The sequence below is a fragment of the Streptomyces sp. JL2001 genome (assembly GCF_050917515.1).
In the GTDB taxonomy this organism is placed as follows: domain Bacteria; phylum Actinomycetota; class Actinomycetes; order Streptomycetales; family Streptomycetaceae; genus Streptomyces.
This window is the reverse complement of sequence record NZ_CP169421.1, coordinates 5,327,700-5,343,147: the sequence shown is the minus strand read 5'-3', so window position 1 is coordinate 5,343,147 and position 15,448 is coordinate 5,327,700. Positions and strand designations below refer to the sequence as shown.

Sequence of the window (15,448 nt, the reverse complement as noted above, 5' to 3'; positions counted from 1 at the left end):
GCCGACTTTGACCGGTCCGCGCGTCGAATGTGACCGGACGATGACCGTTCCGCCATAGCCGTCGTCACATGGGCCGGGGCGGGTGTCCGGGGCGGGGCGGCGACCTAGAGTCCGGAACATCCCACACTTTTCCGGAGGCTTCCGTGGTTCCCGTGTATCCCGTCCGCACCCGCATACGCCCGGTACTCGCGGCCGTCGCCCTCAGCGTCTCCCTCACCGCCTGCACGGCCGGTGCGGTGGGCGCGCCCCGGGAGGGGCAGGACGCGAAGCCCGGTGGCGCGGCGGACCGTCCGGTGAAGGTGAGCGTCGTGTCCCCGGCGGCTGGGCGGCCGGTGACCGTGACGGCGAAGGACGGAACGCTGACGTCCGTGAAGGTGGCCGACGAGGACGGCGCGGTGCTCGCGGGGCGCACCGAGGCCGGCGGGGCGTCGTGGGTCTCGGACCGCAAGGCGGTGCCGGGTGCCTCGTACACGGTCGAGGCGACGACGCGCAGCGCCGGCGGGAAGGAGACGACGACCCGGTCGTCGTTCACGACGAAGAAGGCCTCGCTGGTCAACAAGCTGACGCTGGCACCGGGGAAGAACACGACGGTCGGGATCGGGCAGCCTCTGTCGATCGTGTTCGACCGGCCGGTGACGAACAAGGCGGAGGTGGAGAAGGAGCTCAAGGTCACCACCTCGAACGGCACGGTCGGCTCCTGGGGCTGGGTGAAGGACTACTCGGGCCGGGACCGGGCGGACTGGCGGCCCCAGGTGTACTGGAAGCCGGGAACCCGGGTGACGCTCGACGCCCGGCTGAACGGGACGGACTCGGGCGGGAGCTGGTTCGTCCGCGACTACCGGACCGGCTTCACCGTCGGCGACGCGCAGGTGGTCAGGGTCGACCTGGACGCCCACCGGCTCACCGTGGAGAAGAACGGGCGCGCGGTGCGCACCATCCCCGTCTCGGGCGGCACGCCCGGCGGGGACAAGCGGTCCTGGCGGGGCACCGCGGTGCTGATGGCGAAGGAGGGCACGATCAACATGAACTCGGAGACGGTCGGGCTCGGCGACGCCTACGACAAGATGGTCGACTACTCGATGCGGCTGACCTGGTCGGGCATGTACGCGCACGCGGCGCCGTGGAACGCGGCCTACTTCGGCCGGGCGAACCACAGTTCGGGCTGTATCGGCATGAGCACCGAGAACGCCGCCGCCTTCTACGCCATGGTGAAGGTGGGCGACCCCTTCGAGATCAAGGGCGCGGAGACCAAGGGCACGGTGGCCGAGGGCAACGGCTACGGGGCGTGGAACGTGAGCTGGGAGAAGTGGCGTTCGAAGAGCGCGCTGGCGAACTGACGCCCGCGTGAGCACGCCGGCCCCGCGCCCCGGGTCAGCGTTCCCGCATCTCCCACAGCAGGACCTCGGCGTCGGCGGTGGCCAGCAGGGCGAGGCCCGCGGCTCCCGTCACCCGGGCCGCGTCGCCGGGGCCGAGTTCCTCGCCGTCGAGGCGGACGGTGCCGCGCACGACGTGCGCGTACACGAGGCCGGCGTCCGGGACCGCCGTCCGTTCGCCCGCCGTCAGGCGCCGGACGTGCAGCATCGAGGCCGCCTCCGGGAGCGCGTACGGCGTGGAGTCGGCGATGCCGCGGACGATCTCGTACGAGGGCTCGCCGCCCGGTTCCAGCGGCGCCAGCCACATCTGGACGAAGACCAGCGGCACGTCCGCGTCGTTGCGCTCCTCGTGCCGCACGCCCCCGGCGGAGCTGAGGCGCTGCACGTCCCCGGGGCGGACGACGGTGGTGTGGCCCGCCGAGTCGTGGTGGGTCAGCTCGCCCTCGACGACCCAGGTGACGATCTCGGTGTGGCTGTGCGGGTGCTCGGCGAAGCCGGCGCCGGGGGCGAGCCGCTCCTCGTTGCAGGCGAGGACCGCGCCGAAACGGAGGTTGTCGGGGTCGTAGTGACCGCCGAAGGAGAAGGCGTGCCGGGTCTCGATCCCGGCATCGGGATCGCCCCCCGGGTATCGGTCGCCGGCGCGCTGGATGCGAATCACGGTGGCCACGGTACGGGGTCCGGCCGGGGCGCGGGCCCGTCCCCGGCGGGACGGCGGACCCGCCGGGCCCGCCGGACCCGGGCCGGCGAAACCGCCCCGACCCCGCACGGCGCCGTCCCGATAAGGCAGTCTTGTCCCCGTGTCTGAACCCGCGAACGCCGCTCACCCGCACACCGCCACCCTGAAGCGCCTCGAACAGTCCTCCGGGCGGCTCGCCGCCGACGCCATTGCCCGCATGGACGAGACGCTGCCGTGGTACCGGGCGATGCCGCCCGAGAACCGGTCGTGGATCGGTCTGGTGGCCCAGGCCGGCATCGCCGCGTTCACCGAGTGGTTCCGGCACCCGGAGACCCCCCAGGCGATCTCCACGGACGTCTTCGGGACCGCGCCGCGGGAGCTGACCCGGGCCATCACGCTGCGGCAGACCGTCGAGATGGTCCGCACCACCATCGAGGTCATGGAGGTGGCGATCGACGAGGTCGCCGCACCCGGCGACGAGTCGATCCTGCGCGAGGCGCTCCTGGTCTACGCCCGCGAGATCGCGTTCGCGACCGCCCAGGTCTACGCCCAGGCCGCCGAGGCACGCGGCGCGTGGGACGCGCGGCTGGAGTCGCTGGTGGTCAACGCGGTCCTGTCCGGGGAGGCGGACGAGGGCGCGGTCTCACGGGCCGCCGCCCTCGGCTGGAACTCCCCCGACCACGTCTGCGTCGTCCTCGGCACGGCCCCCGACGGCGACAGCGAGCTGACCGTCGAGGCGATCCGCCGCGCCGCCCGGCACGCCAAGCTGCAGGTCCTCACCGGCGTCCTCGGCGACCGGCTCGTGGTGATCGCCGGCGGCAACGACAACCCCCTCCAGGTCGCGAAGGCCCTGATCGGGCCGTACGCGGCCGGGCCCGTCGTCGCCGGACCCGTCGTCCCCGACCTGCTCGCCGCGACCCGCTCGGCACAGGCCGCCGCCGCCGGCCTCAAGGCGTGCTCGGCCTGGCAGGACGCCCCGCGGCCGGTTCTCGCGGACGATCTGCTGCCGGAGCGCGCGATCGCCTCCGACCCTTCGGCCCGCGAACAGCTGGTGGAGGAGATCTACAGACCGCTGGAGGAAGCGGGCTCGGCCCTCCTGGAGACGCTGAGTGTCTATCTGGAGCAGGCGAGCAGCCTCGAAGGCGCCGCCCGGATGTTGTTCGTCCATCCCAACACCGTGCGCTACCGGCTCCGACGTGTGACAGATGTCACCGGCTGGTCACCCTCCGATGTCCGATCCGCGTTCACGCTGCGAATCGCCCTCATCCTGGGGCGCTTGGCCGACGGTGATCCGCAGTCCTAGACTTTTGTCGAACACCAACAATTCCCCCGACGGTTCTTCGTCCCTGTCCCCACGGGCGCACCGGACCGTCCACAAGAGAGAGTGTGAGGGTGCTCGTACTCGTCGCTCCCGGCCAAGGCGCTCAGACGCCCGGCTTCCTGACTCCCTGGCTCGAACTGCCCGGCGCCGCCGACCGCATCGCGGCCTGGTCCGACGCGATCGGGCTCGACCTCGCCCACTACGGCACGAAGGCCGACGCGGACGAGATCCGCGACACCGCCGTGGCCCAGCCGCTGCTGGTGGCCGCCGGTCTGCTGTCGGCCGCCGCTCTCGGTGACCTGGCCCCCGGCGCCGTCGCGGGCCACAGCGTCGGTGAGATCACCGCCGCCGCCTTCGCCGGTGTCCTCGACGACACCGCCGCGCTGCGCCTCGTACGGAACCGTGGTCTGGCGATGGCCGAGGCCGCCGCGATCACCGAGACCGGCATGTCGGCGCTGCTCGGCGGCGACCCCGAGGTGACCGTCCCGCATCTGGAGAAGCTCGGCCTGACCCCGGCCAACGTGAACGGCGCCGGCCAGATCGTGGCCGCCGGCACGCTGGAGCAGCTGGCCGCCCTGGAGGCCGACAAGCCCGAGGGTGTGCGCCGCGTCGTGCCCCTCAAGGTGGCGGGCGCGTTCCACACCCACCACATGGCCCCCGCGGTCGCGAAGCTCGAGGCCGCGGCCGGCGAGCTGACCGTCGCCGACCCGTCGGTCACCTACGTCTCCAACAAGGACGGCCGGACCGTCGCCACCGGCGCCGAGGTCGTCTCGCGCCTCGTCGGCCAGGTCGCGAACCCGGTCCGCTGGGACCTGTGCATGGAGACCTTCAAGGCACTGGGCGCCACCGCCCTGATCGAGGTGTGCCCCGGCGGCACCCTGACCGGGCTGGCCAAGCGCGCCCTGCCGGGCGTCGCCACGGTCGCCCTCAAGACCCCCGACGACCTCGACGCGGCCCGCACGCTTGTCGCCGAGCACACCGCAGCCTGACAAGGAGTGTCGAGAAGCATGTCGAAGATCAGGCCCAGCAAGGGCGCCCCGTACGCGCGGATCCTGGGTGTGGGCGGCTACCGCCCGGTCCGGGTCGTGCCGAACGAGGTGATCCTCGAGACGATCGACTCGTCCGACGAGTGGATCCGCTCGCGCTCCGGCATCGCCACCCGCCACTGGGCCTCCCCCGAGGAGACCGTGACCGCGATGTCGGTCGAGGCGGCCGGCAAGGCCATCGCGGACGCCGGGATCGCCCCGGAGCAGATCGGCGCCGTGGTCGTCTCCACCGTCTCGCACTTCAAGCAGACCCCGGCCGTCGCGACCGAGATCGCCGACAAGATCGGCGCCGGCAAGCCGGCCGCCTTCGACATCTCCGCCGGCTGCGCGGGCTTCGGCTACGGCCTGACGCTGGCCAAGGGCATGATCGTCGAGGGTTCGGCCGAGTACGTCCTCGTCATCGGTGTCGAGCGGCTGAGCGACCTGACCGACCTGGAGGACCGCGCGACGGCCTTCCTGTTCGGCGACGGCGCGGGCGCCGTGGTCGTCGGGCCCTCCGACGAGCCGCACATCGGCCCCACCGTCTGGGGTTCCGAGGGCGACAAGTCCGAGACGATCAAGCAGACCGTGCCGTGGAACGAGTTCCAGGTCGGCGACGTGTCGAAGCTGCCCCTCAACGAGAAGGGCGAGATCAAGTTCCCGGCCATCACGCAGGAGGGTCAGGCGGTCTTCCGCTGGGCCGTCTTCGAGATGGCCAAGGTCGCCCAGCAGGCGCTGGACGCCGCCGGCATCGCGCCGGAGGACCTGGACGTCTTCATCCCGCACCAGGCCAACATGCGGATCATCGACTCGATGGTGAAGACCCTGAAGCTGCCGGAGAACGTCACGGTCGCCCGCGACGTCGAGACCACCGGCAACACCTCGGCCGCCTCCATTCCGCTCGCCATGGAGCGGATGCTGGCGACCGGGCAGGCGAAGAGCGGCGACACCGCGCTCGTCATCGGCTTCGGGGCGGGTCTCGTCTACGCCGCCACGGTCGTTACCCTCCCCTAGGCACACCGGATCTCCCGGAAGCCCCTTACCGAAGCAATCACAGAAGGAGCGCCAACATGGCCTTCACCCAGGAAGAGATCGTCGAAGGTCTCGCCGAGATCGTGAACGAGATCGCCGGCATCCCGGCCGAGGACGTCGAGCTCGACAAGTCGTTCACCGACGACCTGGACGTCGACTCCCTGTCCATGGTCGAGGTCGTTGTCGCCGCCGAAGAGCGCTTCGACGTCAAGATCCCGGACGAGGACGTCAAGAACCTCAAGACCGTCGGCGACGCCGCGGACTACATCCTGAAGCACCAGGGCTGATTCGGTCCTTGCTGATTCGGTTCGCCACCCGGCGGTGGCGCCGTATTTCGACCATCACACACGTGGAGAAAGAATTCCTGTGAGCTCGACCAATCGCACCGTGGTCGTCACCGGTCTCGGCGCAACCACACCGCTGGGTGGCGATTCCGCATCGACCTGGGAAGGTCTGATGGCGGGACGCTCCGGCGTCAAGCCCCTCGAGGGCGACCGCTTCGCCGAACTGCCCGTGCAGATCGCCGCGCCCGCCGCGGTCGACCCGGGCGACGTTCTGCCCCGCCCCCTGGCCCGCAAGCTGGACCGCTCGGCGCAGTTCGCGCTGATCGCGGCCCGCGAGGCGTGGGCCGACGCGGGCTACACCGCGCCCGCCGGCGAAGACGAAACGATCGTGCCCGAGCGGCTCGGCACCGTCATCGCCTCCGGCATCGGTGGTGTGACCACGCTGCTGGACCAGTACGACGTGCTGAAGGAGAAGGGCGTACGCCGCGTCTCCCCGCACACCGTCCCCATGCTGATGCCGAACGGCCCCTCCGCCAACGTCGGCCTGGAGGTGAACGCCCGGGCGGGCGTGCACACCCCGGTCTCCGCCTGCGCGTCGGGCGCCGAGGCGATCGGCTACGCCGTCGAGATGATCCGTACCGGCCGGGCCGACGTGGTCGTGGCCGGCGGCACCGAGGCGGCCATCCACCCGCTTCCCATCGCGGCCTTCGCCAACATGATGGCGATGTCCAAGAACAACGACGCGCCCACCAAGGCCTCGCGTCCGTACGACACCGCCCGTGACGGCTTCGTGCTCGGCGAGGGCGCCGGTGTCGTCGTCCTGGAGTCCGAGGAGCACGCGAAGGCACGCGGCGCGAAGATCTACTGCGAGGTGCTGGGCCAGGGCCTGTCGGCCGACAGCCACCACATCGCGCAGCCCGAGCCGACCGGCCGGGGCATCGCCGCCGCGATGCAGAACCTGCTGGACTCCACGGACCTGAAGCCGTCCGAGGTCGTGCACCTCAACGCGCACGCCACCTCGACGCCGCAGGGTGACGTCGCCGAGATCAAGGCGCTGCGCCAGATCCTGGGCGACGACCTCGACCACGTCGCGATCTCCGCGACGAAGTCGATGACCGGTCACCTGCTGGGCGGCGCGGGCGGCATCGAGACCGTCGCGACGGTCCTGGCGCTGCACCACCGGACGGCCCCGCCGACGATCAACGTCGACGAGCTGGACCCGGCCATCGAGGCGGACATCGTCATCGGCGAGCCGCGCCCGCTGCCGCAGGGCACGATCGCGGCGATCAACAACTCCTTCGGCTTCGGCGGCCACAACGTGGTCCTGGCGTTCCGCACGGTCTGATCCGCGGACGCACCCGACGCTGACCCGAGGCCCCTGTCCGGCACCCGCCGGCAGGGGCCTCGTGCCGTCCACGGGCCGCGGCCCCGCGCGGGGACCGGACAGGGGGAACGGCGGCCGTCGTCGCGGGCCCGGGAACACCGCCCGGACAGGACGGAGCGGCGCACCGCGTCCGGCGCCGCGCGCCGGTCCACCGGGGATCGCGGGACGGCCCTCAGACGACCTGGTGCAGCCAGCGGACCGGCGCGCCCTCGCCCGCGTAGCGGAAGGGTTCCAGTTCGTCGTCCCAGGGCTTGCCGAGCAGCTTGGCTACCTCGGCCTCCAGGTCCGTCTCGCCCCGCACCGAGCGGGCGAGCGCGGCGCGCAGCCGGTCCTCGGGGATCAGGATGTCGCCGTGCATGCCGGTCACGGCGTGGAAGATGCCGAGTTCGGGGGTGGCGCTGTAGCGCTCGCCCTCGGCGGTCGGGCAGGGTTCCGCGGTGACCTCGAAGCGGAGCATCTGCCAGCCGCGCAGCGCGGAGGCGAGTCTGGAGGCGGTGCCGGTCTCGCCCCGCCAGGAGAACTCCGCTCTCCAGGTGCCGGGCGACGCCGGCTGACGGATCCAGTCGAGCTGGACCCTCGCACCGAGGACACCCGCGACCGCCCATTCGACGTGCGGGCAGAGCGCGCGCGGTGCGGAGTGAACGTACAGGACTCCACGTGTCGTCACCGGGACCTCCAGTGTGGGACGAGGTTCGCCTTCCCAGCGGCCTCAGTAAACAGCATCGGGAGCAAAACTCCACAAACCCCCGAAAAAGGGACAGCATGTGACGTGATGTAATTTACCGGAGCCGGTTGGCAAAGGTGCCTCTGGTTCGACGGGGGAAAAGCTACCGTGCCGCACCGCCCTTGGGGTGACGTACGGTCGGTCCGGGGGCCGGTGGACACCAAGCTTTCACTCGCCAGGACGCCGAACGGACGCCGGAGGAGAAGCCGAGGCATGCACGCCCGACAACGTTTTCGCACCGCCGTCGCCTCCGCGGTGGCGGTGCTGCTGTGCGCGGGCACCCTGTCCGGTTGCGACGCGGCCCCGCCGGGGGCCGCCGCGCCGTCCCGGTCGGCGAGCCCGAAGCCGAGGCCGACGCCCGTCTGGGACCGCTCCCCCGCCTCGGTGGCCGCCGTCGGCGACTCCATCACGCGGGCCTTCGACGCCTGCGGCGTCCTGACGGACTGTCCGGAGGCGTCCTGGGCGACCGGCACGGACGCGGCGGTCGACAGCCTCGCCCTGCGGCTGCTCGGCCCGGAGCGGCTGGCGGGGCACAGCTGGAACCTCGCCCGGTCCGGGGCCCGGATGGAGGAGCTGCCGGAGCAGATGGCCCAGGCCGGTGCCCGCGCGCCGGAGCTGGTGGCGGTCATGATGGGCGCGAACGACGCCTGCCGGGAAAGTCCCGAACGGATGACGCCGGTCGAGGAGTTCCGCTCCTCGTTCGAGGCGGCGCTGGCCCGGCTGCGGAAGACCGCGCCCAAGGCGCAGGTGTACGTGTCGAGCGTGCCTGACCTCAAACGGCTGTGGTCGACGGGCCGGACGAACCCGGTGGGGCGGCAGGTCTGGAAGCTGGGGATCTGCGCCTCGATGCTGGCCGACGCGGAGGACCTGGGCGCGGCCGCCGAGCGGCGGCGCGCCACGGTGCAGGACCGGGTGGTGGCGTACAACGCGGTCCTGAAGGAGGTCTGCGCGAAGGATCCGCGCTGCCGGTACGACGGCGGGGCGGTGTTCGCCTTCCGGTTCGACGAGGCGCAGCTCAGCCCCTGGGACTGGTTCCATCCGAGCCGGGACGGACAGGCGCGGCTCGCCGAGATCGCCCACCGCCGGGTGACGGCGGAAGCGCCGCCCGCGTAGGGTTCTGGATCATGAGGATCACGCAGGAGCCCTTCGGTTCGGTCGAGGGGACGGACGTGCGGCGCTGGACCCTGGAGCGCGGCGGGATCCGCGTGCGGGTGCTGACGTACGGCGGGATCGTGCAGTCGGTGCAGGTGCCGGACCGGGACGGTGTGCCCGGTGACGTGGTCCTGGGCTTCCCCGACCTGACGGGGTATCTGAAGCGTCCGGAGCCCTTCTTCGGCGCCCTGGTGGGGCGTTACGCCAACCGGATCGCGGGCGGGTCCTTCACCCTCGACGGACGGACGCACCGGCTGCCGCTGAGCGGCGGGCCGAACTGTCTGCACGGCGGAGAGCGCGGCTTCGACAAGAGGGTCTGGGACGCGCGGGAGATCACGGACGGCGTCCTGCTGTCCCGGGTCAGCCCGGACGGCGAGGAGGGCTTCCCCGGCCGCCTGGAGGTCTCCGCGGCGTACACCCTGGACCCGGACGGGGCGTTGCGGATCGCCTACCGGGCGCGGACCGACGCGCCGACGGTGGTGGCGCTGACGAACCACTCGTACTGGGATCTGGGCAGCGGCCCGCACGAGCTGCGGGTGGCGGCCTCGCGCTGGACGCCGACCGACGCGACGGGCCTGCCGACCGGTGCGTTCGCCGAGGTCGCGGGCACGGAGCTGGACTTCCGGGCGGGCCGGCCGCTGTCGATGCCGCTGGACCACAACTTCGTGCTGGACGAGGGCGGTCCGGACGCCGTCGCGGAGCTGTACGCGCCGGACACCGGCCGGACGGTCACGGTGGAGACCACCGAGCCGGGGCTCCAGGTGTACGCCGATCCGGGGCTGGGCGGCGTCGCGCTGGAGACCCAGCACTTCCCGGACTCGCCGAACCGTCCGGAGTTCCCGTCCACGGTCCTGCGGCCGGGCGAGGTCCTCGTCTCGACCACCCGCTTCCGCTTCGGGACGCGCTGAAGCCCCGGGGCGGATGTCAGGTTCCGCCCCGGGACCGCTCACGGGGGTCAGATCTCCAGCGTGGTCGTCAGACGCGTGTCGTCGAGCGAGTGCGCGGCCCGGACCTCGTACGTTCCGGCGACGAAGGTCCACGCGGACTTCTCCTCGTCCCAGATCTCGAAGGCGCGCCGGGCCAGCGGGATCTCGGCCTCGACGGACGCGCCGGGGCCCGCCTCGACGGACGCGAAGCCGGCCAGCCAGCGGGCCGGGCGCTCGACCGTGTCGTCCTGCGGCGCGAGGTAGACCTGCACGACCTCGCGGCCGGGCCGGGCGCCGGTGTTGGTGATCCGGACGCGGGCGGTGGCCCCCGTGACCTCCAGGGCGTCGTACGTCCAGGTGGTGTAGCCGAGGCCGTGACCGAAGGGGTACGCGGGCACGGCGCCGGCGCGGTCCCAGGCGCGGTAGCCGATGAAGAGACCCTCCGCGTAGTCGAGGACGCCGTCGGTGGGGGTGACCTCGGTGACGGGTGTGTCGGCGAGGGCGACCGGCCAGGTGGTGGGCAGGCGTCCGCCCGGCTCGGCGGCGCCGGTCAGCACGTCGGCGAGCGCGGCCCCGCCCTCCTGGCCGGGGAACCAGCTGAGGAGGATCGCCGCGACCTCGTCGCGCCAGGGCATCTCGACCGGGGAGCCGGCGTTGACGACGACGACGGTGTTCGGGTTGGCGGCGGCCACGGCCCGTACGAGGTCGTCCTGGCGGCCCGGCAGGGCCAGGTCCGTGCGGTCGAAGCCCTCGGACTCGACGCGCTCCGTCGTCGCGACGACCACGACGGCGGTGTCGGCGGCGCGTGCCGCCTCGGCGGCTTCGGCGATCAGTTCGTCGGGGTCACGGCGCGGACCGAGGTGGACGAAGGAGAACATCACGGCCGCCAGCGGGGCCGCGAACTCCTTGTCGAGCGGGTGCAGCAGGGACACCTCGACCGTCTCGCCGGCGGTGAGCGTCACCGTGGCGCGCTCGACGGGGGTGCCGAAGAACGCCTCGAAGGGGTCGGTCTCCGGGCCCATCGTCTGGACGCCCTCGAAGAGGGTCTCGCCCGCGATGCCGAGGGTGAAGGCGCCCAGGCCCCGGGTGCCGAAGGAGTGCTCGCCGCTCTCGCGCGGGGTGAAGCTGCCGACGACCTCGATGGAGGCGAGCGTCTCGTGGGTGACCCCGGCCGGGAGGTCGTCGCCGATCCACTGGACCTGGCCGTTGGGCAGGGTGCCCTCGCCGATGACGGCTCCCGCGGCGTCGCGGCAGACGGCGCGGAGGGTGAATCCCTGGTCGGCGGGGACGAGTTCGTCGCTGGGGTCGGCGCCCACGGTGTAGGTGAGCGCGCCCGGCGGGAGGGCGTCGGCGAGGCCGTCGAGCGGGGAGACGACGTGGTCGGGGAAGACCTGGGCCGAACCGCCGCCGAGGACGCGGGCGTCGCGGGCCGCTGCGCCGCTCAGGGCGACGGTGCCGGACGCGGCGAGCGGCAGCGCGTCGCGCTCGTTGCGGACGAGGACGAGACCCCGGCGGGCGACCTCGCGGGCGACCTCCACGCCGTCGAGGGGGGCGTGCGGCTCGGTGACGACCGGGGGCGCGCCGTCGAGGGCGCCGACCCGGGCGGCCAGCCGCAGGACGTTGCGGGCGGCGCTATCGACGGCCGACTCGGCCACCTCGCCGGCGCGGACGGCGGCGGCGAGCGCCTCGCCGTAGACGGTGTGCGGGCCGGGCATGGCGAGGTCGAGGCCGCCCTGGATGTCGCCGACGGTGGAGCGGGCGGCCATCCAGTCGGAGACGTTGAGTCCGTCGAAGCCCCACTCACCGCGCAGGACCTCGTTCACCAGGTGGCGGTGCTCGGTCATCGTCACGCCGTTGACCCCGTTGTAGGCGGTCATGATGCCCCAGGGGTGGGCGTTCTCGACGATGGCCTCGAAGGGGGCGAGGTAGAGCTCGCGCAGCGGGCGCGGGGCGACCCTGTTGTCCACGGTGAAGCGGTCGGTCTCGGCGTCGTTGGCGACGAAGTGCTTGACCGTGGTGCCGACGCCGCCGTCCTGGACGCCCAGGACGTAGCCGGTGCCGATCTCGCCGGTGAGGTGGGGGTCCTCGCTGTAGGCCTCGAAGTGGCGGCCGCCGAGCGGTGAGCGGTGCAGGTTCACCGTGGGGGCGAGCAGGACGTGGACGCCCTTGCGGCGGGCCTCCTGGGCGAGCAGGCGGCCGGCCCGGCGGGCCAGGGCCGGGTCCCAGGAGGCGGCGAGGGCGGTCGGCGACGGCAGGGCGACGGAGGGGTCGTCGGCGGTCCAGCGCACACCGCGGACGCCGATCGGGCCGTCGGACATGACGAGGGACGCCAGTCCGATCTCCGGCAGGGCGGGGAGCGACCACATGTCCCGGCCGGCCAGCAGCCGGGTCTTGGTGTCCAGGTCGAGCTGGGCGAGTGCCGCGTCGACGGCCTGTTCGCGAACGGTGTCCGCAGGGGTCTCTGCCACGGCCGTACCTCCTCGTCGAAGTGCTGAGGGGCCATGGTGACCCGGCTCCCTGTAGATCGGTAGGTTACGTTACTTCTTCGTTATCTTGAGATGCCGTACGGTCCTGTGCGACAGGACTTCCACCCAGGGACCCGGGAAGGGGGCCACGGCGATGGTGCGGGCCAGAAGCGAGGAACGGCGGGCGGACATCGTGCGCGCGGCCCTCGAGGTGATCGCGGAGCGCGGCTACCGGGGCGCTTCGCTGGGCGCGGTCGCCGAGCGGGTCGGCCTCACCCAGCAGGGACTGCTGCACTACTTCCCGACGAAGGAGGCCCTGCTCGTCGCGGTCCTCCAGGAGCGCGACGCCTGGGACACCAGCGGCGGCCGCGGACGGGAGGGGTGGCGGCTCGACCTCGTCGACTCCCTCGTCGAGTACAACGCCATGCGGCCGGGGATCGTGCAGACCTTCTCCGCGCTGCTCGGCGAGAGCGTGACGGACGGGCACCCGGCCAGGGACTTCTTCACCGAGCGCTACACCCAGGTCCGCGAGGAGATGGCGAAGGTCCTGCGGTTGGAGTTCGGCGAACGGCTGCCCGGCGGGCTGACCCCGGAGCGGGCCGCGCCGCTGCTCACCGCGGTGATGGACGGGCTCCAGTACCAGTGGCTCCTGGATCCGGCGGCGGTGGACATGCCGGCGGCGTTCCGGGACTTCCTGCGGCTGCTCGGCCTGGGCACCGCGGACGCCGGGGGTCGGGTGGACGCGGGGGGAACGCACCGCCCGGACGCCGGTGACCCCGGGGACCTCAGGGACGACTGAGGGCGCCGTAGCGGGAGTTGCGGTGAGGCCGGGATACTGCCCGGACCCGACGGAAGGACTCCCGTGTCACGGATGCGCCCTGTCTCGCTCTGTCTCGCCCTCGCCGCCACCGCCCTCGGCCTCGGAGGCCCGCCGGCGACCGCGGCGGACACCGCCGTCGCCCCCGTCACCGTGGAGGAGGCCCGGCTCGACCGGGCCGTGCCGCGGGAGATCCTGCGCCGCAGCGGATTCGACTCCGTGGCACCGGAGTTCGCCGCCGCGCTCGCGAACGCGGGCTCCTACCGGGAGGCTGAGCGTACGGTCGACCGCCAGGGCGCGCGGCTGTGGCGGCGGGCGGTCGACCGGGCCCAGGGACGCGGGCCGGCGACCGGCGACCTGAGCCGGGACGACGACCGTCCGCTGTACTGGGCGCGGCTCGGGCTGACCCGCGCCCTGCGCTCCTGGCAGCCCGCCTTCGCGCTGGACGACGCCGCCCGGGCCCGGCTCCTCGACCGGCTCGAACGGTCCTCCCGGGGTCAGGACTCGATCCGCTTCCCGGCGGGCCCGGGCGTCAAGCGGGTGCTGCTGACCGGCTTCGACCCGTTCACGCTGGACCGGGACGTCCGGATCGGCAACCCGTCCGGCGCCACCGCCCTGGCCCTCGACGGGACCTGGATCCGGACGGCGGACGGCGGCCTCGCACGGATCGAGACGGCCGTCTTCCCGGTCCGCTGGCAGGACTTCGCCGACGGGACCGTGGAGCGGACGCTGCGCCACCGGCTGCCGGAGGCGGATCTGTTCACCACGGTCAGCCAGGGGCGGGTCGGCCGCTTCGACCTCGAACGCCACAACGGGGCCTGGCGGGGCGGCTTCCCCGACAACGACGACGTGTCGCGCACGGAGACGGTCCCCGTGACCGACCCCGCGACCCAGCCCCAGTGGACGGCGACGACGCTTCCGTACCGCGCCGTCACGGCGGCGGACACCGGGCGCTTCCCGGTCTACGACAACACGTCGGTGACGGAGATACCGGCCGGGGCGAGCGAACCGGTGGTCAGGGCCGACGGGCCCACGCCCGGCTCACTGGCCCGCTCGGGCGGCGGCGGGAACTACCTCTCCAACGAGATCGCCTACCGGGCCACCCTGCTGCGCGACCGGCTCGGTCTGGAGGCCCTGTCCGGGGGCCATGTCCACACCCCGGTGCTCCAGTTCGGCGCGGACAACACGGATCCGGCGACGGGGACGGTCACCGACCCCGTGTTCGTGCGGAACCGGCTCGACATCATCACCCAGGTCCGCGCCATCGTGGCCGTCGCCGTCGCCGCCGGGAGCCGGCGGCCGGAGGGGCCGGCACGGCGGTAGGGCAGTTCAGGGGCGCCGGCCGGCCGCGGCCTTCCCGGGGCTGCTGCGTGAGACGGCCGACGCCCTGAGCGGGTCCCGGGGTTCCCCGCGGGCCGAACGCTTGTGATGATGGGGGTCATGATCGTCGCAGCCACCCAGTTCGCCCCGGTCGCCGGGGACATCGACGCCAACGTGCGCACCGCGGCCGAGCTGGTCCGGGCCGCCGGGGCGGACGGCGCCCGCGTCGTCGTCTTCGCCGAGCTCGCCCTGTCCGGCTACGAGCCGAGCCTGATCCGGGACACCCCCGCACTCGTGCTCACCGAGGACGACCCCCGGCTCGAACCCGTCCGCGAGGCGTGCCGCGCGGCCGGGGCCGCGGCCGTGGTCAACGGTCCGGTGCGCGCCGCGGACGGCCGGCCGGCCGTCACGTCCCTGGTGATGGGGCCCGACGGCGCGCTGCTCGCGCGCTACGACAAGCAGCACCTGTACGGCGTCGAGCGGGAGGTGTTCACGCCGGGCACGCGGGACGGCCGGTTCGCGCTGGACGGCGTGGGGTTCGCGCTGGCCACCTGCTACGACAACCGGTTCCCGGAACTGGCCGAGCGGGCGGCGGGCGACGGCTGCCGGGTCTATCTCGCCAGTTCGGTGCTCTCCGCCGACAACGACTCGTTCGAGAAGGTCTATCCGGCGCGCGCCCGGGACTTCGGCCTGTACGTCGTGCTGGGCAACGTCCTCGGCCGCAACGAGGACGGCGTGGGGTGCGGCGCCGCCGGAGCCTGGGGCCCGGACGGGGAGCGGGTCGCGGACGCGGGCGGCGAGGTCGCCGGACACGTCCTGGCGCACATCCCGGTCTGACGCGCGCCGAGGCCGGGCGGCCGGAGAACCGGCCGCCCGGCCAGGGGCGTCGACCGCGGGGAGGCGGTCTCGGCGTCACCCGTCACGGACCCCCCGCCCGTCGACGGGTGCA

14 protein-coding genes are annotated in these 15,448 nt (G+C 73.1%); 11 read left to right on the top strand and 3 right to left on the bottom strand.

What is annotated here, in order from left to right:
• The first annotated feature begins 152 nt into the window (after positions 1-152).
• On the top strand, positions 153-1,337 hold the full coding sequence (locus tag ACE1OA_RS23800) for a L,D-transpeptidase (RefSeq protein ID WP_384867563.1): 1,185 nt from the start codon (positions 153-155) through the stop codon (positions 1,335-1,337).
• A 34-nt stretch (positions 1,338-1,371) separates the two neighbouring features.
• Here the strand turns inward: ACE1OA_RS23800 and ACE1OA_RS23795 are convergent, their stop codons facing one another.
• Positions 1,372-2,028 (bottom strand): pirin family protein, encoded by a 657-nt coding sequence (locus ACE1OA_RS23795; protein WP_384867561.1) that lies wholly within the window; start codon positions 2,026-2,028, stop codon positions 1,372-1,374.
• Between the two features lie 142 nt (positions 2,029-2,170).
• Between ACE1OA_RS23795 and fasR the strand changes: the two genes are divergently transcribed.
• The 5 genes from fasR (at position 2,171) to fabF (ending at position 7,056) form a co-directional block, all read left to right on the top strand.
• Positions 2,171-3,352 (top strand): fatty acid biosynthesis transcriptional regulator FasR, encoded by a 1,182-nt coding sequence (fasR, locus tag ACE1OA_RS23790; protein WP_356598448.1) that lies wholly within the window; start codon positions 2,171-2,173, stop codon positions 3,350-3,352.
• Positions 3,353-3,441: 89 nt separating this feature from the next.
• Positions 3,442-4,359: an ACP S-malonyltransferase gene (locus tag ACE1OA_RS23785; RefSeq protein ID WP_432753339.1), complete on the top strand. Its 918-nt coding sequence runs from the start codon at positions 3,442-3,444 to the stop codon at positions 4,357-4,359.
• Positions 4,360-4,377: 18 nt separating this feature from the next.
• Entirely contained in the window at positions 4,378-5,409 is a 1,032-nt protein-coding gene (locus ACE1OA_RS23780; RefSeq protein WP_356598452.1) for a ketoacyl-ACP synthase III, read from the top strand.
• Between the two features lie 56 nt (positions 5,410-5,465).
• Positions 5,466-5,714: an acyl carrier protein gene (locus tag ACE1OA_RS23775; RefSeq protein WP_356598454.1), complete on the top strand. Its 249-nt coding sequence runs from the start codon at positions 5,466-5,468 to the stop codon at positions 5,712-5,714.
• A 79-nt stretch (positions 5,715-5,793) separates the two neighbouring features.
• Positions 5,794-7,056 carry a beta-ketoacyl-ACP synthase II gene (gene fabF / locus ACE1OA_RS23770; RefSeq protein ID WP_356598456.1) on the top strand — a complete coding sequence of 421 codons (1,263 nt, stop codon included), beginning with the start codon at positions 5,794-5,796 and terminating at the stop codon, positions 7,054-7,056.
• A gap of 211 nt (positions 7,057-7,267) precedes the next feature.
• On the opposite strand, the gene ACE1OA_RS23765 is transcribed toward fabF, so the two are convergent.
• Positions 7,268-7,762 carry a DUF3145 domain-containing protein gene (locus ACE1OA_RS23765; RefSeq protein ID WP_147977856.1) on the bottom strand — a complete coding sequence of 165 codons (495 nt, stop codon included), beginning with the start codon at positions 7,760-7,762 and terminating at the stop codon, positions 7,268-7,270.
• A 270-nt stretch (positions 7,763-8,032) separates the two neighbouring features.
• Here ACE1OA_RS23765 and ACE1OA_RS23760 point away from each other — a divergent pair, with 270 nt between their 5' ends.
• Positions 8,033-8,932 (top strand): SGNH/GDSL hydrolase family protein, encoded by a 900-nt coding sequence (locus ACE1OA_RS23760; protein ID WP_432753338.1) that lies wholly within the window; start codon positions 8,033-8,035, stop codon positions 8,930-8,932.
• 11 nt (positions 8,933-8,943) lie between these two features.
• Positions 8,944-9,879 (top strand): aldose epimerase family protein, encoded by a 936-nt coding sequence (locus tag ACE1OA_RS23755; RefSeq protein WP_432753337.1) that lies wholly within the window; start codon positions 8,944-8,946, stop codon positions 9,877-9,879.
• A 47-nt stretch (positions 9,880-9,926) separates the two neighbouring features.
• Here ACE1OA_RS23755 and ACE1OA_RS23750 read toward each other — a convergent pair whose 3' ends face one another.
• Positions 9,927-12,365 (bottom strand): beta-glucosidase family protein, encoded by a 2,439-nt coding sequence (locus ACE1OA_RS23750; RefSeq protein WP_386540059.1) that lies wholly within the window; start codon positions 12,363-12,365, stop codon positions 9,927-9,929.
• A 151-nt stretch (positions 12,366-12,516) separates the two neighbouring features.
• Between ACE1OA_RS23750 and ACE1OA_RS23745 the strand changes: the two genes are divergently transcribed.
• From ACE1OA_RS23745 to ACE1OA_RS23735, 3 genes are all read left to right on the top strand, one after another.
• Positions 12,517-13,161, top strand: a complete 645-nt coding sequence (locus tag ACE1OA_RS23745) for a TetR/AcrR family transcriptional regulator (RefSeq protein WP_356598465.1) — start codon at positions 12,517-12,519, stop codon at positions 13,159-13,161.
• 72 nt (positions 13,162-13,233) lie between these two features.
• On the top strand, positions 13,234-14,502 hold the full coding sequence (locus ACE1OA_RS23740) for a pyroglutamyl peptidase (protein ID WP_432753336.1): 1,269 nt from the start codon (positions 13,234-13,236) through the stop codon (positions 14,500-14,502).
• A 117-nt stretch (positions 14,503-14,619) separates the two neighbouring features.
• Positions 14,620-15,336: a carbon-nitrogen hydrolase family protein gene (locus ACE1OA_RS23735; protein WP_384867414.1), complete on the top strand. Its 717-nt coding sequence runs from the start codon at positions 14,620-14,622 to the stop codon at positions 15,334-15,336.
• The last annotated feature ends 112 nt before the right edge of the window (positions 15,337-15,448 follow it).